The sequence below is a fragment of the Paenibacillus ehimensis NBRC 15659 genome (assembly GCF_004000785.1).
Lineage (GTDB): Bacteria > Bacillota > Bacilli > Paenibacillales > NBRC-103111 > Paenibacillus_G > Paenibacillus_G ehimensis.
In genome coordinates, this window is record NZ_BILX01000079.1 from 1 (window position 1) to 21,677 (window position 21,677).

17 protein-coding genes and 1 other annotated feature are annotated in these 21,677 nt (G+C 54.2%); of the genes, 4 read left to right on the forward strand and 13 right to left on the reverse strand.

The window, feature by feature from the left end; translation table 11 throughout:
• Nucleotides 1-477: 477 nt before the first annotated feature.
• Nucleotides 478-1,671 (forward strand): site-specific integrase, encoded by a 1,194-nt coding sequence (locus tag PEH01S_RS28775; protein WP_127489599.1) that lies wholly within the window; start codon nt 478-480, stop codon nt 1,669-1,671.
• Between the two features lie 224 nt (nt 1,672-1,895).
• On the opposite strand, the gene tyrS is transcribed toward PEH01S_RS28775, so the two are convergent.
• The gene (tyrS, locus tag PEH01S_RS28780) at nt 1,896-3,152 is read right to left on the reverse strand and encodes a tyrosine--tRNA ligase (RefSeq protein ID WP_025848736.1); all 1,257 of its coding nucleotides are present in this window, start codon (nt 3,150-3,152) and stop codon (nt 1,896-1,898) included.
• Nucleotides 3,153-3,212: 60 nt separating this feature from the next.
• Nucleotides 3,213-3,513: a binding site (T-box leader), on the reverse strand.
• A gap of 189 nt (nt 3,514-3,702) precedes the next feature.
• On the opposite strand from tyrS, the gene PEH01S_RS28785 reads away from it, so the two are divergent.
• Nucleotides 3,703-6,891, forward strand: coding sequence for a transglycosylase domain-containing protein (locus PEH01S_RS28785; RefSeq protein ID WP_025848738.1), 3,189 nt, complete (start codon nt 3,703-3,705; stop codon nt 6,889-6,891).
• A 380-nt stretch (nt 6,892-7,271) separates the two neighbouring features.
• On the opposite strand, the gene acsA is transcribed toward PEH01S_RS28785, so the two are convergent.
• Entirely contained in the window at nt 7,272-8,996 is a 1,725-nt protein-coding gene (gene acsA / locus PEH01S_RS28790; protein WP_025853218.1) for an acetate--CoA ligase, read from the reverse strand.
• A gap of 147 nt (nt 8,997-9,143) precedes the next feature.
• Here acsA and PEH01S_RS28795 point away from each other — a divergent pair, with 147 nt between their 5' ends.
• Nucleotides 9,144-9,776 (forward strand): GNAT family N-acetyltransferase, encoded by a 633-nt coding sequence (locus tag PEH01S_RS28795; RefSeq protein WP_054975276.1) that lies wholly within the window; start codon nt 9,144-9,146, stop codon nt 9,774-9,776.
• 16 nt (nt 9,777-9,792) lie between these two features.
• Complete coding sequence (locus PEH01S_RS28800; RefSeq protein WP_025853222.1) at nt 9,793-10,971, forward strand: acetoin utilization protein AcuC; 1,179 nt, start codon at nt 9,793-9,795, stop codon at nt 10,969-10,971.
• 62 nt (nt 10,972-11,033) lie between these two features.
• On the opposite strand, the gene PEH01S_RS28805 is transcribed toward PEH01S_RS28800, so the two are convergent.
• The 11 genes from PEH01S_RS28805 to PEH01S_RS28855 form a co-directional block, all read right to left on the reverse strand.
• On the reverse strand, nt 11,034-12,419 hold the full coding sequence (locus PEH01S_RS28805; RefSeq protein ID WP_127489601.1) for a glycine--tRNA ligase: 1,386 nt from the start codon (nt 12,417-12,419) through the stop codon (nt 11,034-11,036).
• 57 nt (nt 12,420-12,476) lie between these two features.
• Nucleotides 12,477-13,178 carry a 5'-methylthioadenosine/adenosylhomocysteine nucleosidase gene (locus PEH01S_RS28810; RefSeq protein ID WP_127489603.1) on the reverse strand — a complete coding sequence of 234 codons (702 nt, stop codon included), beginning with the start codon at nt 13,176-13,178 and terminating at the stop codon, nt 12,477-12,479.
• 39 nt (nt 13,179-13,217) lie between these two features.
• Nucleotides 13,218-14,231, reverse strand: coding sequence for a catabolite control protein A (gene ccpA / locus PEH01S_RS28815; RefSeq protein ID WP_081890212.1), 1,014 nt, complete (start codon nt 14,229-14,231; stop codon nt 13,218-13,220).
• Nucleotides 14,232-14,385: 154 nt separating this feature from the next.
• Entirely contained in the window at nt 14,386-14,802 is a 417-nt protein-coding gene (locus tag PEH01S_RS28820) for a hypothetical protein (protein ID WP_025853227.1), read from the reverse strand.
• A 168-nt stretch (nt 14,803-14,970) separates the two neighbouring features.
• The gene (locus tag PEH01S_RS28825; protein ID WP_127489605.1) at nt 14,971-15,381 is read right to left on the reverse strand and encodes a VanZ family protein; all 411 of its coding nucleotides are present in this window, start codon (nt 15,379-15,381) and stop codon (nt 14,971-14,973) included.
• The gene (locus PEH01S_RS28830) at nt 15,381-15,920 is read right to left on the reverse strand and encodes a type 1 glutamine amidotransferase domain-containing protein (RefSeq protein ID WP_127489607.1); all 540 of its coding nucleotides are present in this window, start codon (nt 15,918-15,920) and stop codon (nt 15,381-15,383) included. The genes PEH01S_RS28825 and PEH01S_RS28830 overlap by 1 nt, the downstream gene beginning before the upstream one ends.
• Before the next feature lie 30 nt (nt 15,921-15,950).
• Nucleotides 15,951-17,711, reverse strand: coding sequence for a phosphoenolpyruvate--protein phosphotransferase (gene ptsP, locus PEH01S_RS28835; protein ID WP_127489609.1), 1,761 nt, complete (start codon nt 17,709-17,711; stop codon nt 15,951-15,953).
• The gene (locus PEH01S_RS28840) at nt 17,704-19,608 is read right to left on the reverse strand and encodes a glucose PTS transporter subunit IIA (protein ID WP_025853232.1); all 1,905 of its coding nucleotides are present in this window, start codon (nt 19,606-19,608) and stop codon (nt 17,704-17,706) included. Before PEH01S_RS28840 ends, ptsP begins: the two co-directional genes overlap by 8 nt.
• Before the next feature lie 131 nt (nt 19,609-19,739).
• Entirely contained in the window at nt 19,740-20,465 is a 726-nt protein-coding gene (locus tag PEH01S_RS28845; RefSeq protein ID WP_127489611.1) for a hypothetical protein, read from the reverse strand.
• Between the two features lie 126 nt (nt 20,466-20,591).
• The gene (gene thiE / locus PEH01S_RS28850) at nt 20,592-21,242 is read right to left on the reverse strand and encodes a thiamine phosphate synthase (RefSeq protein ID WP_127489613.1); all 651 of its coding nucleotides are present in this window, start codon (nt 21,240-21,242) and stop codon (nt 20,592-20,594) included.
• A gap of 1 nt (nt 21,243) precedes the next feature.
• Nucleotides 21,244-21,672: a CoA-binding protein gene (locus PEH01S_RS28855; RefSeq protein ID WP_025853236.1), complete on the reverse strand. Its 429-nt coding sequence runs from the start codon at nt 21,670-21,672 to the stop codon at nt 21,244-21,246.
• Between the last annotated feature and the right edge of the window lie 5 nt (nt 21,673-21,677).

Sequence of the window (21,677 nt, forward strand, 5' to 3'; positions counted from 1 at the left end):
GAAAACTTGTGCTATTGCTGAGGAGATTGGCCACTATCACACTTCATATGGTGACATCCTAGATCAATCGGATGTATGTGCTCGGAAGCAAGAGCTACGTGCGCGGCAATGGGCATACTAGCGGCTCGTTCCACTGACCGAAATTGTACGAGCCTATAAAGCCCGCGTATCAGGTCGCCATGAGATTGCTGAATACATCGGCGTGACCGAGGAATTTTTGCAAGACTCTATTGATCGATATCGTGACAAATACGGCTTGTTTGTTGTACTGGACGAGCGTTACACCATTTATTTTGACCCGTTGGGCGTTGCAGAACTATTTCCTGGTTCATAACTTTGCGCTTTCCAGGAGCAAGGTTATTCACGCACACCACTTAATCGAACATACGTTCCAATTGTGGATGTTATTTCTGAAAGGAGGTGGTGCCTAACTATTCCGTCCCCGAGAGCGTCTACCCACGCAAAAGGATGGTATGAATGGAACTCCACAAAACGAAACATGATGAAGTGTACTACTATTTTCTGAAAAACGGCGATAAGCGTTATTTGTACCGGCACAAGTATTACGATAATTTGGGCAAGCGGAAAGAGAAGAAGGAGAGCGGGTTTGTAACAGAGAAGGAAGCACTCCAGGCGTTGATTGAAGTAAAGGCCGCGTTGCTGAACGGGCAAGTGAAGCAGGTTGAACATAGCCAGATGACCGTAGCCCAATGGCTGGATATTTGGTATGAGACGTACAGCACTAGCTGGGAAGTCACGTCGAGAAAGCAGCGGGAAAACGCCATCAAGCACCAGATGAAGCCGCTTCTCGGCAAGTACAAGCTCAACTCTCTGGACAAGACGACGTATATCCGGGCGTACATCAATGTCCTAAAGCAGAAATACAGCGACAGGACGGTGGCGTTATTTCATCGCTTGTTTAAAATCGCGATTAACGCCGCCGTGGAGGATGAGATCATTCCCCGGAATCGTTTCCAAAAAGTCACCGTCGAGATCAATGACGAGTTGGAGAACGTCCTGACAGCGGCGGAACTGGATTTATTTCTGCAAACGGCCAAGCAATACGAGAACATCACGAACTACACGCTCATACTTTTACTCGCCTTTACCGGCCTCCGCAAAGGCGAAGCGCTTGGCTTGCGATGGAAGCATATCAACTTTGACGAGAAAACGCTGACGGTTGAATGCACTCGCGACCGATATGGATGCAGAACGCCCAAAACGAAAAACAGCTACCGCACGATCCCGATCGATCAGGTGCTTGTGAACCAACTTATAGTTTATCCGCGCTGGTGCGTGGAGACCAAGTTCGCATACGGGATGAAGCTTAATAAAAAAAATGACTTCATCTTTATCTCATTCCAGGACGGCGCGCCGATCGCGGAAAACATGGCCTTCTACTCGTTCAAACGTATATTCAAGATTCTTGAAAAAGAAAAAGCACCGATCAGAGAAATCAGTCCGCATGGCCTCCGCCATACACATGCAACCATTCTGATCAATCAAGGGATACCGGTCAAGACAATCGCTGATCGGTTGGGTAATACGCCGGACATGATTCACAATGTATACGCCCATTCGTTCAAGGAATACGAGTTGAAGGCGGTATCTGCTTTCAGCGGCAGTTTGACATTTGGTGGGGCGAGTGGGGCTGCAAGTGGGGCTAATTGATCGGGCAACGCCCGCAAGCCCCTATATATCAGGGATTTTTGTCGCCAGCGAGTTCTACAGCCGCTAATTTTTAATTGTGAAAGGGCTGCTTTGCAAACAGGGAAAACTGCTGCTGCGAAGCGGCCTTTTTTTGTGCCATGCTCCTGCCCTACCCTGCTGCAACACCGAAAAAAGGATGCTTCCGCAAAGTCAATACGACATGCGGAGCATCCTTTTCTTATATGCTACCCTAGCTTAATGCGGGCAAATTTGCGCTTGCCGACCTGCACGATTTCGCCGCCCTGCGGGGCGAGCTCGGCGTTCGGATCGTCGATTTTCTCTTCATTGATCTTCACCGCGCCCTGCTGCACGCTCCGGCGCGCCTCGCTGCCCGAGCTTTGCAAACCAAGTGTGACGAGCAGCTTCACAATGCGGATTTTACCGTCTTCCAGCGCCTCCTGCGGCAAGCTTACTTCCTGGATGTCCTCCGGCAGCGCGCGCTGCTGGAAGACAGTCACAAAATGCTGCTGCGCTTCTTCCGCCGCCTGCTGCCCATGATACATCCGCACGAAGGTGTAAGCGAGCCGCATCTTCGCATCCCGCGGATGAACGGTGCCGTTGCCGAGCCCGTCGCGAAGCTGCTGCAGCTCTTCGTTCGAAATGTCGGTAGCCAGCTCGTAATATTTGAGCATCAGCTCGTCCGGCACGGACATCGCCTTTCCGTAAATTTCATTCGGCTCTTCGTCGATTCCGATATAGTTGCCGAGGCTTTTGCTCATCTTCTGTACGCCGTCCAGCCCTTCGAGCAGCGGGTTCATGATCGCGACCTGCGTATCGACGCCGTATTCCTTTTGCAGGGTGCGCCCCATCAGCAGATTGAATTTCTGGTCCGTTCCGCCCAGCTCAATATCGCTCTTCAGCGCCACCGAATCATAGCCTTGCATGAGCGGGTAGAAAAACTCGTGGATATGAATCGGCTGGCCTCCGGCATAACGCTTGGAAAAATCGTCCCGCTCCAGCATGCGCGCCACCGTCAGCTTAGCCGACAGCTCTACGACGTCGACGAACGTGAGCGGTCCGAGCCATTCGGAGTTGTAGAACAGTTGTGTTTTTTGCGGGTCCAATATTTTATAAATTTGCTTCTGATACGTCTCCGCATTGCGCTTCACGTCTTCTTCCGTCAACTGCTTGCGCGTCTCGGATTTGCCCGTCGGGTCCCCGATCCGCCCGGTGAAATCGCCGATGATCAGCTGCACCTGATGGCCGAACTCCTGAAACTGGCGCAGCTTGTGCAGCACGACCGTATGGCCGACATGAATATCGGGAGCCGAAGGATCAAGTCCCAGTTTTACTTTTAGCGGAGTTCCCGTTGCGACGGAATCGATCACCTTCTGCTTCAATTCATCCTCCGGTACGATCTCGACGACTCCGCGGCGAATCGTCTCCAGTTGACGGTTCACCTCCTGCTGCTGCTGCGGTGTCAATTGCTCCCATTTTGCCATGGTTCGTTCCTCCTGCTTGGTCTCTGAATTTGCGATAAAAAATAAAAAAAGCCTCTCATCCCAAGGGACGAGAAGGCTTTGCTCGCGGTACCACCCTAATTAAAGCCCGGCCAACGAAACGGTATCATAGAAGAAACCGCAGTTCCTTCATCGAAGATCGTTACCAAAGCTTTCACTTCATCGGATAACGGGCTGCTGCCCGATCGGAAGCTACTGACGGGAGGCTGTGACAAGCCGTTCCGCGGTTCCCTTCCGCTGCTCCGGACGGTAATTCGGTCTAAGGTCGGCTGCCGGTTCGCACCTTCCACCGGCTCTCTGCAAGCTTAGTTCCTTATCCTACTGAGTCCATCACTGCATTTCAGCGGTATACAATTATCCCTAGTTATATCACAAGGCCAAAACGGTTGTCAAACCCCTTGCTTCGAAGCGTCAAAATCAGGCCGAAATCAGCAAATCGTTAGGAAAGAACGATTTTGCGGCGGTGTGTAGCGGAGCGCTTTTATGCTATAATGTTAAAGGAATGTTTTCCAATCAGGAGGAACTCGCTTTCATGGAGAAGGAGACAGCACAAAAAAGGCCAAGATACCAAGTCATCTTGCTTAGAACCGGCAAATATACTCTACATACGATCAAGTGGCTTTTTATCGCCGGTTTGTTTGCGGGGTTGCTGGGGGCCGGCGCCGCTTTCGGTTATGTCAGCGCACTAATTAAAGATGATCCGATTCGGAGCAAGGAAACGATGATGGCGCAAATGCAGGACGACGCCTTGACCGGATTCGTGTATTTCCGCGACGATACGGTGGTCGGCCAGCTTCGTACCGAGGAGGACCGGCGGCTGGCGGGCTTGAAGGATATTCCCAAGCCGGTGCTGGACGCGGTATTGGCTATCGAGGACAACGATTTTTATCAGCATCACGGTGTGGACATCAAAGGAACGCTTCGCGCAGTGCTCCAAAAGCTGCTGAAGGAAGACGTTCAGACCGGCGGCAGCACGATTACGCAGCAGGTCGCCAGACGCGTCTTTTTGACGCTGGATAAAGCCGACAGCCGCAAGGCCAAGGAAATTTTGCTCGCCATGCGCATGGAGCGCCTGATGTCCAAGGATGAAATTCTGCTCGCCTACTTAAACAAAATTCCTTATGGCAACGGCTCGTCCGGTTACAACCTATACGGCATTAAAGCAGCCGCCAAAGGGATTTTCAACATCGACGATCTGAGCAAATTAAATATCGCGCAAGCCGCCTATCTGGCCGGTGTGCCCCAGCAGCCGAGCAATTTCTCGACCTTCAATGGCAAAGGCGAGTTCGACGGCGCCGCTTTCAAACGCGCGGTTCAGCGTCAGCAGCTCGTGCTGAAGCGAATGCTGGAGGAAGGCAAGATCAACGAGCAGCAGTACCAGGAAGCGCTGCAGTTCGACTTGAAGAGCTCGCTTGCCGAGCGCGTCAAAAAAGCATACTCCACCTACCCGTTCCTTATGATCGAGGTGGAGAAGGAAGCGGCCAAGGCGCTGCTGTCGGTCCAACAGCCGAAGCTGGACCCGCAGGCCAACCCGGAGATGTACAGCGAGGCGCTGAAAAGTGTACAAGCCCAATTGTCCCGCGGCGGCTATCACGTGTATACGACGATCGACAAAGACATCTATGAGTCGATGCGCAACATCGCGAAGGATGATAAAAACTTTACTCCTGACGATAAAGTGAAAGGAATCGAGCAAATCGGCGCCGTGATGATGGACAGCAAGTCCGGGGCCATTCTCGGAATGATCGAAGGCCGCGACTTTTTCAAGGAGCAATTGAATCACGCGACACAGGCCCTCCGTCAGCCCGGATCGACCATGAAGCCGATCGCCGCTTTTTTACCTGCCATGGAGAAGGGCGCCATTCAGCCGGCTTCGGTCATCGACGACGTCCCGATCATTCTCAAGGACGGCAGCAAAGGCTTTCACATCCCGGAAAACTGGGACGACGGCTACCATGGACTCATCACGGCCAGACGGGCGCTTAACCAGTCATACAACATTCCGGCGATCAAGCTGTTCGTCGAGGTCGTCGGCATTCAAGAAGCCTGGGAATTTGCCAAAAAGATGGGGATCGTCTCCATTACCAAGGACGATTATCAAGCCCAGACGGGCGTTATCGGCGGTTTGAGATACGGGGTTACGGTCAAAGAGCTGACCAATGCCTACGCGACGATCGGCAACAAGGGCGTCTTCAACGAAGCGTTCCTCATCCGCAAGATTACAGATTCTAATGGAAAAATCGTCTACGAGCATCAGCTTAACCCGACAACCGCCTTTTCCGAACAAACGGCGTATCTGATGACCGATATGATGCGAACCGTCATTACGTCCGGGACGGCCACCGATCTGATGAAAAATTTCAAGCATTACGGCAAAATTCCGATTGTCGGCAAAACCGGCTCGACCCAGGACGATGCCGACGCTTGGTTTATGGGCTACACCCCGGACATTACGCTGGGCGTCTGGGCCGGCTATGACCAGCCGATTCATAAGCTGAGCAAGAAAACGGGCGGGACGAACCGGGCGAAAAATATTTTCGCGCTCGTTTTGGACGACGCGATTACAAAAAAACCTGAGCTGTTCCCAACCAAGGAGTTCACACGGCCGGACAATATCGTCTCGGTGACCGTGTCCAGCCTTTCCGGGAAGCTGCCAAGCGAAGCGACCTCGAAGGCAGGCAGGCTCGTCACGGACCTATTCAATAAAAAATATGTTCCGACTGAAGAAGACAACGTGATGGTAAGTTTGCCGATTATCACGTATAACGGAATCAATTATATCGCACAAGACGGAACACCAAGCGACTTTGTTCAGCAGAAGAGCGTGATCAAGCGGGAAAAACCGCTCGGACCTTTGTTTAGAGAACTGGCGAACGTCATGGGAAGAGTCAAAGCGGACCGCCGCCGCAGTCTGGACTTTTACCGTCCGAAAGATTACCAGGACGATGCGCCTGCCGAGACCGATCCGCGAACGGACGACGGAAATCCGCCGGCAGCGCCTACGACGGTCGTCGCGACCCATGCGGGCGACACCAGCATCATCACGTTCCAAGCGAGCTCAAGCGCCGATACCGTCGGCTACCGGTTGTACCGTTCCGTCAATCACGGGCCGTACCAACGGGTAAGCAAAGTCGTAATGGCTGGCGACGAGTCGAAATTTACGGACTCCGTCAACGGAGGAAACTTGTACGGTTACTATGTGACCGCTGTCGATGTGGCCGGTAACGAATCCGTACCAAGCAAAGCGGCTTACACGGACGGGACGTCCGTCGATCTGTCGTCGGTCGCCCCGGATGGAGGCCAGAAGCCCGCTCCGGACGGCAAGCCCGGCGACGGCAAAAATAACGAAGCGACAAGCGGTTCGGAAACGGGCACCGGCTCGGAACCGAATAAGGAGCATAACGCCGGCAGCGGCTCTACCGACAAGGAAGATCCGACGCCCGTTAAGACGCCTCCGGCAGCCCCTACCGGCTTGTCGGCCAAGTCCACCGGCGGAGGTGTCGAGCTGAATTGGAAAGATAACGCCAGCAAAGAAAAGGTCAAGGAATACACGGTATACTATAGCGAAAAAGAAAACGGCAAGTTCGAGAAAATCGGTACGGTAGCGAATGCGACGCAATTCAAATACTATGCCGTCTCCTACGACGGCTATTACAAAGTATCCGCCAAGAATGAGTTCGGCGAATCCAAGCTTTCGGCGGCGGTGAAGTTCAAGAAATAGCAGCAATGGTAAAAAGGGATACGGACCGCTTGCGCGGTTCGTATCCCTGAGCTTGTTGAGAACCCGCTTCGCGTAGAAAACTCTCTGCATACGCCGGTGGGGTATGTCCCTCCAGCCGCTCTTGAAACCCGTGAACTTGATTACAATTAGCGGTATTTTCACGGGTTTCAAAGGCGGACGTAAACTCTTACGGGACATACTCCACCTCTATTTGTCTGAGATTTTCTACATCTAGGATTTCTCAACACTCTGAGGGATACGGACCGCTTGCGCGGTTCGTATCCCTTTTTTGGATAATAAAAAAGAGGATACCCGCCACTAGAAGCAGCGGAAATCCTCCCTGGATGAACAATCTATGAAGCCAATCTCGAACGGGCTTTCTAGTCCTCGATGGTCGACAAGTCGCCTGTCGGTAAATTAAGCTCCCATGCCTTCAGCACGCGGCGCATAATTTTACCGCTGCGGGTTTTCGGCAGCTTGTCTTTGAATTCGATCTCGCGCGGCGCGGCATGCGCGGACAAGCCTTCTTTAACGAACTTGGAAATATCCGTTTTAAGCTCCTCGGACGGCGTATAGCCTTCGCGCAGGGCAATGAACGCTTTGATGATTTCGCCGCGCATCGGGTCCGGTTTGCCGATAACCCCCGCTTCCGCAACCGCCGGATGCTCTACCAGCTTGCTCTCCACCTCGAACGGACCTACGCGCTCCCCGGCCGTATTGATAACGTCGTCGACGCGCCCCTGGAACCAGAAATAGCCGTCCTCGTCCATATAGGCGGAGTCACCCGAAATGTACCATCCCGCAATTCGGAAATATTCCTCGTATTTCGCCGGATTGTTCCAAATTTTGCGCATCATCGACGGCCAAGGCGTCTTGATCGCCAGATTGCCCATGCGGTAAGGCGGCAGCACGTTGCCTGCGTCATCGATGATCGCCGCTTCGACGCCAGGGATCGGCTTGCCCATCGAGCCCGGACGGATCGCCATGCTCGGGTAGTTACAGATGAGATGTCCGCCTGTCTCCGTCATCCACCATGTATCGTGAATGCGCTGATTGTATACTTTCAGTCCCCAGCGGACGACTTCCGGGTTCAGCGGCTCGCCTACGCTGAGCACATGACGAAGGGAGCTCAGATCGAACTGCTTTACCGTATCGTCGCCGGCGCCCATCAGCATGCGGAAAGCCGTCGGTGCGCTGTACCATACCGTGACCTTGTATTTCTCGATCGTGCCGTACCAATTCTGCGGAGAGAAACGGCCTCCGCGGATGACGTTGGTCGCACCGTTGAGCCATGGCGCAAAAATACCGTAAGACGTGCCGGTAACCCAGCCCGGGTCCGCCGTACACCAATAAATGTCCTGCTCCTGAAGATCCAGCACGACTCGCCCGGTATAATAATGCTGCAGCATGGCGTTATGAACGTGGAATACGCCTTTCGGCTTGCCGGTGGAGCCGGATGTATAGTGAATGATCAATCCGTCTTCGCGGTCCACCCACTCGATCTCCAGCTCTTCGGAAGCGGCGGCCATTTCTTTATAATAATCGACTTGGCCTTCGGATAAAGACAGATCTTCTCCGACCAAGATCACATGCTTCAAATGCGGGAGGTCTTGAACGGGCACACGCGAAAGCTGCGAAGGCGTCGTAATGATCACCACTGCCTCGCTATCCTCCAGACGATCCTTGACAGCCGTCTCCATGAACGCTTCGAACAGCGGACCGACCACGGCTCCGACTTTGATCGTACCGAACAAGGCAAAGTAAAGCTCCGGCGAGCGCGGCATGAAGATGAATACCCGGTCGCCCTTCCCTACGCCAAGCTTGCGCAGCACGTTGCCGAACCGGTTGGACTGGGCTTTCATTTCCTTGAACGTGTACTTTTCGTCTCGGCGGTCATCGCTGTAGTACAGAGCGACTTTGTCCCCGCGCTGCGAATCGGCGTGGCGGTCGATCGCTTCATAAGCGACATTGACCTTGCCGGTTTGGGACCATGTGAATGCTTTCTCGATATCCGCCCATTGAAACTGGGCGCGTTCTTCCTCGTAGTTTTTCATGTTGGGCGATGTTGCTACGGGTGCAATGATTTCGACATTCGTATGATCCATGACCATTTCCTCCCCAAAGCTCTCTTTTTTTCACTTTGTTGAAACGCTTTCATACGCACTAGAACATATTATACCACAACACTTTTTATCCGACTATTTTTTTGTTATTCTTAAGGTGAAGTTCTGGAAGGGAGTGAATCGCCGCAGATGGAGCATGTTAAATTGTATCATTCCCAGGTTATTCCGTATCAGAACGGCGAAATCATTCTGGAGGGCCCCGTGCCGCCCGAGCAGCTCCGCGACTATACGATGCATCCGGATCTGGATGCGTTCCGTCGGCCCAAAGAGCAGTTCGAGGCGCTTGTCGAAATTGCCGGGCTGCCGGAGGGACGAATCGTTCTGGCGAGGATTTCGACACAGATTGTCGGCTACGTCACATTCCATTACCCCGACGAGATGGAACGCTGGTCGGAAGGAAATATGGAAGATTTGATCGAGCTTGGCGCGATCGAGGTGGCGGACGATTATCGGGGACTTGGCCTTGGCAAGAAGCTGATCCGACTGGCCTTCGAGGACGGGCAGCTTGAGAATGTCATCACGTTTACGACTGAATATTACTGGCATTGGGACTTGGAAAAAAGCGGGCTTACCGTTTGGCAGTACCGGGATATGATGGAGAAGCTGATGAAAAGCGTCGATATGGTCTGGTATGCTACCGACGATCCGGAAATCTGCTCTCATCCGGCCAACTGCCTGATGGTGCGTATCGGCAAAAACGTGCCGCTGTCTTCCGTGGAGCAATTCGACCGGGTCCGATTCCGGCAGCGGTTTATGTACTGATGGGAGCGCGAATAGCATGAGTGCAAAAGCTTTGTTTGTTTACGACGAGAATGAAGTCGCCTACAAGTTCCACGACAGTCACCCGTTTAATCAGCAAAGGCTGGTGCTGACGGTCGACCTGCTGCGCAAGGCGAAAGCGTTGTCCGGCGACAGCTTGATCCGACCGATGCCGGCCGACGAAAAGCAGCTGTGCTCGGTGCATTCGCAGGAATATGTCAATGCCGTCAAGGCATTAAGCGCCGACCTACCGGCGGAAGAGTGGCTGCGTCAGGCAGGAAAATACGGGCTGGATACGGAAGATACGCCCTTTTTCCCCGGAATGCATCAGGCCACATCCTTTGTGGTTGGAGGCTCGATTCGGGCGGTCGATGCGGTGCTCGGCGGCGAAGCCGGGCACGCGCTGCATTTGGGAGGCGGGCTGCACCATGCCATGCCGAATAAAGGAGCGGGCTTCTGCGTCTACAACGATGCAGCCGTAGCCATCGCGCACGCGAAAAGCAAGTACGGCGTGCGCGTCCTTTACATCGATACCGACGTGCATCACGGCGACGGCGTCCAATGGAGCTTCTATACCGACCCGGACACCTGTACGTTCTCGATTCATGAAACGGGCAAATATTTGTTTCCCGGAACGGGAGCGGTGAACGAGCGCGGCGATGGGACGGGCTTCGGAACGACGATCAACGTGCCGATGGAGCCCTTCACCGAGGATGAATCGTGGCTGGAATGCTTCGAAGAGGTGCTTGTCAAAACGGCGGCGCAGTTCAAACCGGATCTTATCGTTTCCCAGCACGGCTGTGATGCCCATGCCTACGATCCGCTGGCTCATATTCACTGCAGCATGGAAATTTACCGGGTAATGCCCCGCATCATCCATCGGCTGGCGCACGAGCATTGCGATGGTCGGTGGGTAGCGCTTGGCGGTGGCGGCTACGATATTTGGCGCGTCGTCCCAAGGGCTTGGAGCCTCTTATGGCTTGAAATGAACGAGCATCCCCTGCTCCGGCAGCTGGAGCAGAACCCGGAGATGGCCCTGCCCGCCGACTGGGTAGCGAAATGGCAGCCGTTTTGCGGTGAAGCGCTTCCAACGACGTGGCTGGACGCGGTGCACACCTGGGATCCGATTCCGAGGCGAAGAGAAATTACCGAGAAAAACCGGCATATCAAAGAAATTGCCTCGCTTTATTTGGCCTAATCCTTTTACTCACAGCAAATAGCCCGCACCATATTGGCGCGGGCTGTTTATTGTCTTGGAGATTAGAATTGCACTTTCGATTCGATAAACGCTTTGAGCTCGCTGATCGGCATCCGCGTCTGCTCCATCGTATCGCGGTCGCGCACGGTCACTTGACCATCCTGCTCCGACTCGAAGTCGTACGTAATGCAGAATGGCGTACCGATCTCGTCATGACGGCGGTAACGCTTGCCGATCGAACCCGCTTCGTCATAGTCAACCAAGAAGTGCTTCGCCAGATCGGCAAATACTTGGTTGGCTCCATCGGACAGCTTCTTCGACAACGGGAAAATGGCCGCTTTATAAGGCGCCAGCGCCGGATGCAGATGCAATACCGTCCGGCTGTCGTCGCCTTCCAGCTTCTGCTCCTCGAATGCGTCAATGAGAAATGCCAGCGTTACCCGGTCCGCACCCAGCGACGGCTCGATGCAGTACGGAATATACCGCTCGTTCGTTTCTTGCTCGATATAGTTGAAATCTTCGCCAGAATGCGTCATGTGCTGCTTCAAATCGTAATCCGTACGGTCGGCGATACCCCACAGCTCGCCCCAGCCGAATGGGAATTTGTATTCGATGTCCGTCGTCGCATTGGAGTAATGGGACAGTTCGTCGTCCGAGTGATCGCGCAGACGGATGTTCGCTTCCGAAAGGCCAAGGCTCAAGAGCCAATCGCGGCAGAACGCGCGCCAGTATTCGAACCATTGCAGGTCTTCGCCCGGCTTGCAGAAAAATTCGAGCTCCATCTGCTCGAACTCGCGCGTGCGGAAGGTGAAGTTCCCCGGCGTAATTTCGTTCCGGAAGCTTTTGCCGATTTGACCGATGCCGAACGGCAGCTTTTTGCGCATGGTGCGCTGCACGTTTTTGAAGTTGACGAAAATGCCCTGCGCCGTTTCCGGACGCATATAAACGACATTCGCGCTCGATTCGGTCACGCCTTGGAACGTTTTGAACATCAGGTTAAACTGGCGAATTTCGGTGTAATCCAACGCTCCGCAGTCCGGGCAAACGATCTTGTGCTCGGCGATCAGCTTCTCCATCTCGGCAAACGACAGGCCATCGACGATCATTTCGATGCCTTTTTCCGCCAAAGCGTTCTCAATCAATTTGTCGGCGCGGTGACGCACTTTGCACTGCTTGCAGTCGATCATCGGGTCGTTGAAGTTGCCGACATGGCCTGATGCGACCCAAGCTTGAGGGTTCATCAGAATAGCCGCGTCGAGGCCGACATTATACGGGGATTCCTGAATGAACTTTTTCCACCAGGCGCGCTTGATGTTATTCTTAAGCTCAACGCCGAGCGGACCGTAGTCCCACGTATTGGCAAGACCGCCGTAAATTTCGGAGCCCGGGAAAATAAAGCCTCTGTGCTTGGCCAAAGCGACCAGTTGTTCCATCGTTACAGATGACATCGTTATATTCTCTCCTTCTACTTCTCTGGTTTGGACCGTTTCCGGTGTCCGGCAGACCTATGGCAGACGCTTCACAATCTGATCCACGATGCGGTACGAATTCTCGGAAGCCTGTACGGTGAATTCCGCAAAATTGACGTGCGCCGATCCGTCCGCCTTGTCGGACATGGAACGGATGACGACGAACGGAATACCGTTCATCGAGCAAGCCTGCGCGACCGCCGCGCCCTCCATCTCGACGCATGCGCCTTGAAGCTCTTGGTGCAGCATTTGGACCGTCTCCCGACTGGCGATAAACTGGTCGCCCGAAAGCACCCGTCCTTCCTTGACTGCCCCGAACAGATCCCGGCTCGCTCCCGCCGCAGCACTGCGCAATTCCGGATCGGCAGCAAAAACCGACGTCGTCTCGTAAGGAATCGTTCCCCGCGGAAATCCAAGAGCCGTCACATCCATATCGTGCTGCAGACACTCCGTCGACACCACGATATCGCCGACGTTCAGCGACGGATCGACCGCCCCTGCCACTCCGGTGAAGATGACGGCCTCCACGCCGTAGGTATCGATCAAAATCTGCGTCGTCACGGCAGCATTCACTTTGCCTACGCCCGATTTGCACAGAACGATGCTTTTACCGTGGAAAACGCCTTCGTAGAACGTAATCCCCGCCTTCGCGGATTCCCGCACCTGCTCCATATGCTCGTGGAAGAGCTCGATTTCTTCCTTCATCGCGCCGATGACGCCTAGTTTACCGTACGTCAATCCAGAATCCCCCTTTTTTACAAAAGAAAATGGCTCATATTAGCGATGAGCCACCGAATTTCTATAAATCACTTCATGCGGCAAAATAACCTGCGACAGCTCCGAAGCATCCTTCGTTTCTTTATTCATCAGCTTGGTCAATAGCCGCATCGCCACGGCACCGATGTCGTACATCGGTTGAGCAACCGTTGTCAGAAGCGGACGAACCATCGAAGCCATCCGAATGTTGTCCACGCTGATGACAGACATGTCTTCCGGAACCTTCAAGCCATTATCCTGCAGCGTGTGAATCGCTCCGATCGCCATCTCGTCCGTGGCCGCAAAGATCGCCGTAGGGCGGTTGTCCAATTCCAAGAAATACTTCGTCACTTCAAGGCCCGATTCGTAGCGGTAGTTCCCGATGCGGACCAGCTCTTCGCGCAGCGGAATGTTCGCGGCTTCGAGCGCTTTCTTGTATCCTTGGTAACGGGCATAGCCGTTCGCCGGATCCTGCAAAGTGCCGGAAATCATAGCGATATCGCGGTGTCCGTTCTCCAGCAGCACGTTCACGGCATCAAACGCCGCCTTCTCATGGTCGATATCGACCGAAGGAATCGTCCGCTGTTCATCCGCCGTCGCACACAGCACCACCGGTACGGAAGACGTTTTGAACGCCTGAATGTGTTCCTCGGTAATCGCCCCGCCCATGAAGAGCAGTCCGTCCACTTGCTTCTCCAGCAAAGTGTTGATCACGCGGATTTCTTTTTCCTTCTTCTTATCCGCATTGGATAAAATAATATTGTAGTGGTACATATTGGCGATATCTTCGATGCCGCGCGCAACCTCGGAAAAGATCGAGTTGGAAATATCGGGAATGACCACGCCGACCGTTGTCGTTTTCTTGCTGGCTAAGCCTCTTGCCACGGCATTCGGACGGTAGCCTAAACGCTCGATCGCCTCAAACACCTTCTTGCGCGTTTGCGGCTTCACGTTTGGGTTATTGTTGACAACCCTGGAAACGGTTGCCATGGAAACGCCTGCTTCTCTGGCTACATCATAAATTGTCACAGTCACGGCCATTCTCTCCATTGTTTTAAAAAGTATAATGCGATCATGTCATTTAGCCTTATCATACGACAAAATGCTTGTTTTCGCAACGAATTGGTCATAGTCCTATGAATATAGTATCAAAAAGACACAAAAAAAGCCAACTGCGGAGCAGCGGCTTTCAAAAATCGTGTACCGTTACTGAATGCTTGGCGACTTGCGACAGTCTTTTCCGGACATCGTCTATCCATCCTCCGTCGTCCAGCGACTGGGCCAATAGCAGCAGATCAAGCAGTTCGTTGATTCGTTCTTGGATTATTGTCTCTACGGGATCGGCTGACCTTTTTTTCTCCGTTACTTTGACCATCAGATGGGCGATTTCGCATACATCGTCAAATCGAAGCGATTGCTTCTCCGGTTTGCTGCCGAGCTTGCCGATGAGTCCGGTCAATTCCGGCTTCACTTCGGCAAACACCTCGCTGCGGTTGCAGGTGTCGCACGAGAAAATCGGAACGTTCCCGATCTCGACTTTGTTCTGAAAAATGACGGTACGAAGACGAATGCTCATGGCCTTTCCACACTTGCACGGCTTATGCAACAACAACCACTCCTTTTGGCAGCAACGCCAAACCTTTCTCAAACGGTCAGAATCCATGATTCTGACGGTTCCCGACAAACGCCCACCGTCGTCTGTGACGGCGCATTCGTTCATCCTGCTTATGTACAAATATTCTACCTCCGCGCACAAACTCCTGCCGCTGTGAGGTTAGTAATATTTAGCACACAGGCGCTCGTAAGCGCGCCGGAGAAAAGGCAGCGACAGCGCAAGCATCGCCAGAGCGGCTCCAATCGCATCGTTGCGTATGTCCATTACATCCGGCGAGCGTCCGGGTACGAACGATTGGTGAAACTCGTCCGTCAAGCCGTAAAGCACGCACAGCAGGACGACCGCAAGCTTCGCCAGGACGGTCAGACGCTTGGGACGAAGCGCCCATAAATAAGTCCAAGCCAATATAAAGTAGGAAACGAAATGGCCCCAATCGAACCCTTCCATCGCAGGAATAATCCGGCGGATCTCATCCAGCCATCCCCCAAGATCGTCGCCGGTTCGCGAGGACAAATAAAAAATAACTGCCATCCACAGGACGGAAGGCAGCCACCTGACGATCATGTTCATCACTTCTGCTCCTCGGCATATTGCGTCAAACGGTCTACGAACGCTTTGGTAAACGCCGGAAGATCCGGAGGTCTGCGTCCGGACACGATGTGCCGGTCGACTACCACTTCCTGATCGACCCAAATCGCGCCCGCATTTTCAAGATCGTCCTTGATGCCGGGGGTGGAAGTCATCGTGTAGCCCTGGCATATTTTCGCCGAAACAAGCACCCAACCGGCATGACAAATGTGCGCAATCGGTTTTTCCGCTTCGTGAAATTCGCGGGTCAGCCGCAGCACCGAAGCATAGCGGCGCAGTTTGTCTGGCGCCCAGCCCCCCGGCACGTAAAGCCCGATGTAGTCTTCGGACTTCACTTCGTCCAAGGCATATTCGGTCGTCAATGGAACGCCGTATTTTCCGTGATAGACGGTACCCGCCTTAGGGCCGGCCAGATGCACGTCAAGCCCGGATTCCCGCAGCCGCAGCACCGGGTACCACATCTCCAGATCTTCAAACTCTTCATCGACAAACGCAAGCACTTTATGTCCCGCAAGATTCATCCCATTCTCCCCTAACTATCGTTAATATCATCAGCCGCAAGCGGGCCGCGTCCGGCCTGTCTGATCGGCGATATCCGTTTCCAAATATTTGGTAAGGACGGTCACAACTTCGGCGCTGCTTGCACAACCTGCCAGCTCCGCCCAAATCTTCTCGCCGTCGCTGTGTCTGCTTTGGAGCAGGCTGTTTTTTACCTTCAATATCGATTGCACCGACATACTCAGGTCGGTAATGCCGAGCGCGATCCAAATCGGCAAAGCGCGGACATCTCCCGCCAGCTCACCGCACACGCTGATATGCGTCCCGTGCTTGTGGGCATGATCCGCCGTAATCTTCAGCATGCGGAGCACCGACGGATGAAACGGATCGTACAAATGCGCCACCGTCTCGTTCATCCGGTCGACGGCTAACACGTACTGGACCAGATCGTTCGTTCCGATGCTGAAAAAGTCGACCTTTTGCGCCAGCAGATCGGAGATCATGACCGCCGCCGGGAGCTCGATCATAATGCCCACCTCAATGTCCGGGCGAAACGGGATTCCTTCGGCGGCAAGCTCCTTTTTCGCTTCCTCCAGCACCTCATTGGCTCTGCGCAGCTCGTCAAGCGAGGAAATCATCGGATACAGGATTTTAACGTAGCCGTAATGACTGGCCCGCAAAATAGCCCGGAGCTGCGTTTTGAACAAATCCGTCCGGTCCAGCATGATCCGGATCGCACGATAGCCGAGCGACGGATTCTCCTCCTCCGGCAGGGCCAAGTAATCCAGATGTTTATCCCCTCCGACGTCCAGCGTCCGAATGACGACCGGCTTGCCGCCCAGCCTCTCGGCCACCTCGCGGTATACGGTAAACTGCTCCTCCTCTTCGGGAAAGCTGCTGCGGTCCATGTACAAAAATTCCGTCCGGAACAGCCCGACGCCGGAAGCGCCGTTCTTCATAACCAGATCCAGCTCCTTGACCGAGCTGATATTCGCCGCCAAATGCATCTGCCTTCCGTCCTCCGTCCGGGTTGGCAAATGGGCCAGCTTTTGCAGCTGCTCCTGAACGGCTTGCCATGTTTCCTTGCGAGCCTTGTATTTCTCGATCACATCGTCGGCCGGGTTCACATAGACGACGCCCTCGTCGCCGTCGATGATCAGATAGTCGCCGTTTTGAATCGGCGTTTGCAGCTTGCCCTCGAGCCCGAGAACGTACGGAACGCTCATCGCGCGGGCCATGATCGCCACATGCGACGTTTTGCCGCCTAACATCGTCACGAGCCCTAACGCCAGATTCACGTCCAGATGCACCATTTGGGACGGAATCAGCTCTTTGGCCACGAGAATGTAGGGCTGATCCTTGGGCGGCAGCGTCTCCTCAAGCGCCCCCAGCAGATGCTTGAGCAGCCGGTTACCGACATCTTTAATATCGAGCGCGCGCTCCTTCATATAGCCGTCGTCAAGCAAATCGAACATTCCTACAAACTTATCGATCGCTTCCTTGACGGCGACCTCGGCCGCTTTGTATTGCCGCTGCATGATCCCCTGCACTTCGTTCATGAAAATCGGGTCTTCCAAGATGGCCAGATGCGCGTCGAAAATTTGCGTCTGCTCCTCGCCCAGCACGCTGACGAATTCCTGTTTGATCAGTTCGATCTCGTCCTTGGAATGGCGGATTCCGTCATATAACCTTTCGAATTCGTACGCCAAGTCCGTGACGTCGATCAGCTTTTCGGGAAAGTCCCATTCCCAGGTTGGAATAACGAAAGCTTTGCCCATCGCAATCCCCGACGAAGCTCCGATCCCCTCAACCATAAGCGTTCCCTCCCCCTGTAACTCCTGTTGTAGCGGTATTTTTCAGCATGACGGACATGACCGACGCCTGTCCTTTCTTCACGGCTTTATAAGGCGCGAAGCTCCATGACCTCACCATATCGACGTTCGTGATGAGCATAGGCGTCGCGAGCGACTTGCAGTTTTTCTTCACCTTCTGCAGGTTGAACCTGACGAGCAGCTGACCGGGTTCGACCAGGTCTCCTTCTTTCACGTAAGCGGTAAAATATTTGCCCTGCAGGCCGGCGGTATCGATTCCGATATGAAGGAGCACTTGTAGTCCCTGCTCCGTTTCGATCCCGAGGGCGTGAAGCGTCGGATAAACGTGAATGATTTTACCGGCTACAGGCGAAACCAGCTCCCCTTTATCGGGGAAAAAGGCAACGCCGTTGCCCACCAGCTTGCCGGCAAAAATTTTATCCGGGACTTCCTCCAGCGGGATCATCCGCCCTTGCATCGGCGAGCTGAACAGCACCTGCTGAATATCCTTGCGCATCGACTTGATGATCTCTTCACGGATCAGTTCCGAATACGTGCCGAACACGACCTGAACGTTGCCACCGCCCAAACGGATGACGCCGGCCGCGCCGAGCAGCCGAAGCGCCGACACATCCAGCTGCCGGTCGTTGACTAGCGTGAGCCGCAGGCGGGTGATGCACGCTTCGATGCTCTTGATGTTTTCCTTGCCGCCAAGCGCCTGCAAAATAAGCGGCGAACGATACGGAATGTCTCCGGCCCATTCCTCGAGCTGCGAGCCCTCCTCGCGACCGGGCGTCGGGATGCGGAAGCGGCGGATCGCCCAGCGGAACAACACATAATAGACGAAGCCGTAAGCAAGCCCGATCGGGATGAGCAGCAGGCCCCGGGTTGACAAGTGCAGATTGATCAAATAATCGATCGCTCCCGCCGAATAGGAGAAGCCGTGATGAATGTCGAGCATGTAAGCGATCCACATCGCCAATCCTGAAAGAATGGCGTGAACGAAAAACAAATACGGCGCCACGAACAAAAACGCGAACTCAATCGGCTCGGTCACTCCGGTTAAAAAGCAGGCGAATGCCGCCGTCAGGAACGTCGTGCGGATTTTGGGCTTTAAATCCTCGCGCGCTTCCTGAATAATCGCCAAAGCAATGGCGGGCAGCGCGAACATCATGATCGGATATAATCCGGCCATATACAATCCCGCCGTGGGATCTCCGGCGAAATAACGGGGCAAGTCGCCGAATACCGGCTGTCCTTGCGCATCGTTGTACGCGCCGAGCTGAAACCAGAAAAAGTTATTAAACACGTGATGCAGTCCGGATGGGACCAATAAACGGTGAATAATGCCGTATAAAAATGCGCCGAAGCCGCCGAGCCCCAAAATAAAATTCGTAAGCTTCTCCATCCCGGTTTCGAGCGCAGGACCGAATTGGATCATCAGTAGTATCAATAAGAAAATGGCAAGCCCCATCAGCAGCGGCACCATGCGGGGACCGCCGAAAAATTGAATCGACTCGGGGAGCTGAATATGCTTTACCCTATGATAAATGACGGCGGCCAACAGTCCGATCAGGATGCCGCCGGGAACGCCGAGCTGAAACGAATCGCCAAGGTAACGCTGCGTCGCTTCGCTGAACATGTAATGGCCGATAAGCGCCGACATGCCCGCAATTCCTGCGCTTTCCGTCAATCCCAGAGCGACGCCGACCGCAAAAATAAGCGGCAAATACGTAAAAATCGTTGTGCCGCAGAGCAATAAAATTTCCCCGACGCGGGGCATATGAATCCGATCCCAAGGCAGGGTACCGAGGCGCAGCAAGATAGCGGCAACGGGAAGGGTAATGGTCGGCAGCATGAGCGACCGGCCAAGCTGCTGCAAGTTTCCCATCCAATTCAAATCGGTCCGTTCCCCCTTTCATACTAACGATGGTACGCTCAGAACCGTTTTTTGTCAAACCGTAAGTTCAGGGAAAACGCAAAGAAGGCGGGCCGCCCGGGCCCGCCTGTTCAGCGGCTTGCCGATTAAAATTAGAATCTGTTAAAGCCGAAGCTGCTTGCGCCGAAACCGGTTGTGCCGATACCGCCTGCGCCGATGCCGAATTGGCTTTGCGCCGGTTGGTTGGAGTCGGAACGGAGGTAAGCATCATGATCTTGTTGGTTACCGCGGTAGTGGGCCAAGTGGTACGATTGCGGGCTTTGGAATTGGGAATACGATTGCCCGGAAACGCCAAATTGCTGCTGCTCGAATTGATTTTGGCTTGCAAAGCTTGTGGCGCCGAATTGGCTAGCGCCGATGCCGAATTGGCTTTGCGCCGGCTGCGTGGAATCCGAACGCAGGTAAGCGTCATGGCCTTGTTGGTTCCCGCGGTAGTTCGCCGTGTGATACGATTGCGGCGATTGCGGGCTTTGATATTGCGAGAACTGTTGTCCGGCTCCGAAAGAAGAAGCGCCGAATTGGGGTGCGCCGATGCCGAATTGGCTTTGCGCCGGCTGCGTCGAATCGGAGCGAAGATAGGCGTCATGCCCTTGCTGGTTCCCGCGGTAGTTCGCCGTGTGATAGGCTTGCGGGCTTTGGAATTGCGAGAATTGCTGCTGCCCGGCTCCGAATTGCTGGCTGATTCCGGATTGATTCAAGGACTGGTTGTATTGGGATTGTACATATCCGACCGGCTGGTATTTGGAGTATTGGGAGCTTGCAGGACCGGCCGTACCCAATTGGTTTTGAAAGCTGCTTTGGAAGCCTTGTTGGTACATGCGAAAATCCTCCTCGAAGTTTAGTTTAGGAAGTCTTCCGGTGCTGGCCGTTGTTCCGTTCCATTCCAGAAGCCTTTCTTATTGTCTTCAAGGAGGATTTATTTTATTACTTGCCTTTTATTTTTTTTAGGACCTGCCGCGCTGGATTTCCCCCAATAATTGCCGGGCTGCCGAACGGGGGTCGCTTTGCCGGACGATAGCGGAAACGACGGCTACGCCGTCTGCCCCGGCCCGGATCACAGGCACCGCATTGGAAGCGTCGATGCCTCCGATCCCGACCATGCCAATATGAGGCCAGCGCTGCTTGATTTCCGAGATCAGCCCGGTGCCGATCGGCGCGCCGGCATCCCCTTTGGTAAGGGTGGAGTAGACGGCTCCCACGCCTAAATAATCCGCACCCTGTGCCATGGCCCACTCCGCTTCGCCTATCGTGCCGGCGGATATGCCGATGATTTTATGTTCGCCGAGCAGTTTGCGGGCTTCCGCTCCCGGCAGATCGTCCTGGCCGACATGCACGCCGTCGGCGTCCAGCGCCAGCGCCACATCGACCCGGTCGTTGACCAGAAACGGAACGCCGAACTCCCGGCAAAGCTCCCGCAGCGCTCTGCCTTCCTCGATAACGCGGGAAAGAGGCGCTTTTTTCTCGCGAAGCTGGATCATCGTTACGCCACCGTCCAGCGCCGCCCGGGCGATATCAAGGGCCGAGCGGCCTTCGTGGCCCGAAAGATCCATGACCAAATAAACCGATAAATAACGACGCACGTCTGACCGGAACAAATTATTTCCCTCCGGGCAGCAAAATCGAGTCTTCCACTTTGATGCAGCGGTCCATAATGACTTCAAGACCGCCGGCACGGGCAATCTCCGCCGCCTCTTCGTTAAAGATGCCCTGCTGGAGCCAAAACACTTTGGCTCCGATCCGCACCGCTTCCTCGGCCACGGGGACGACCTGTTCGCTGCGGCGGAATACGTTCACGATATGTACCGGTTCGGGAATATCGCTAAGCGATGCGTAGCAGGTTTCTCCGAGAATCGATCCGCTTACGGTCGGATTGACCGGAATGATGCGGTAGCCTTTCTTCTGCATAGCCTCGGCTACCATATAGGAAACGCGGTCGGGCTTGTCGGATAAACCGACGACCGCTACGTTGCCGGCCCCTGCCAATATTTCTTTGATTCGTTCCCGCGTTGGATTTTCAAAAGCCATGACGT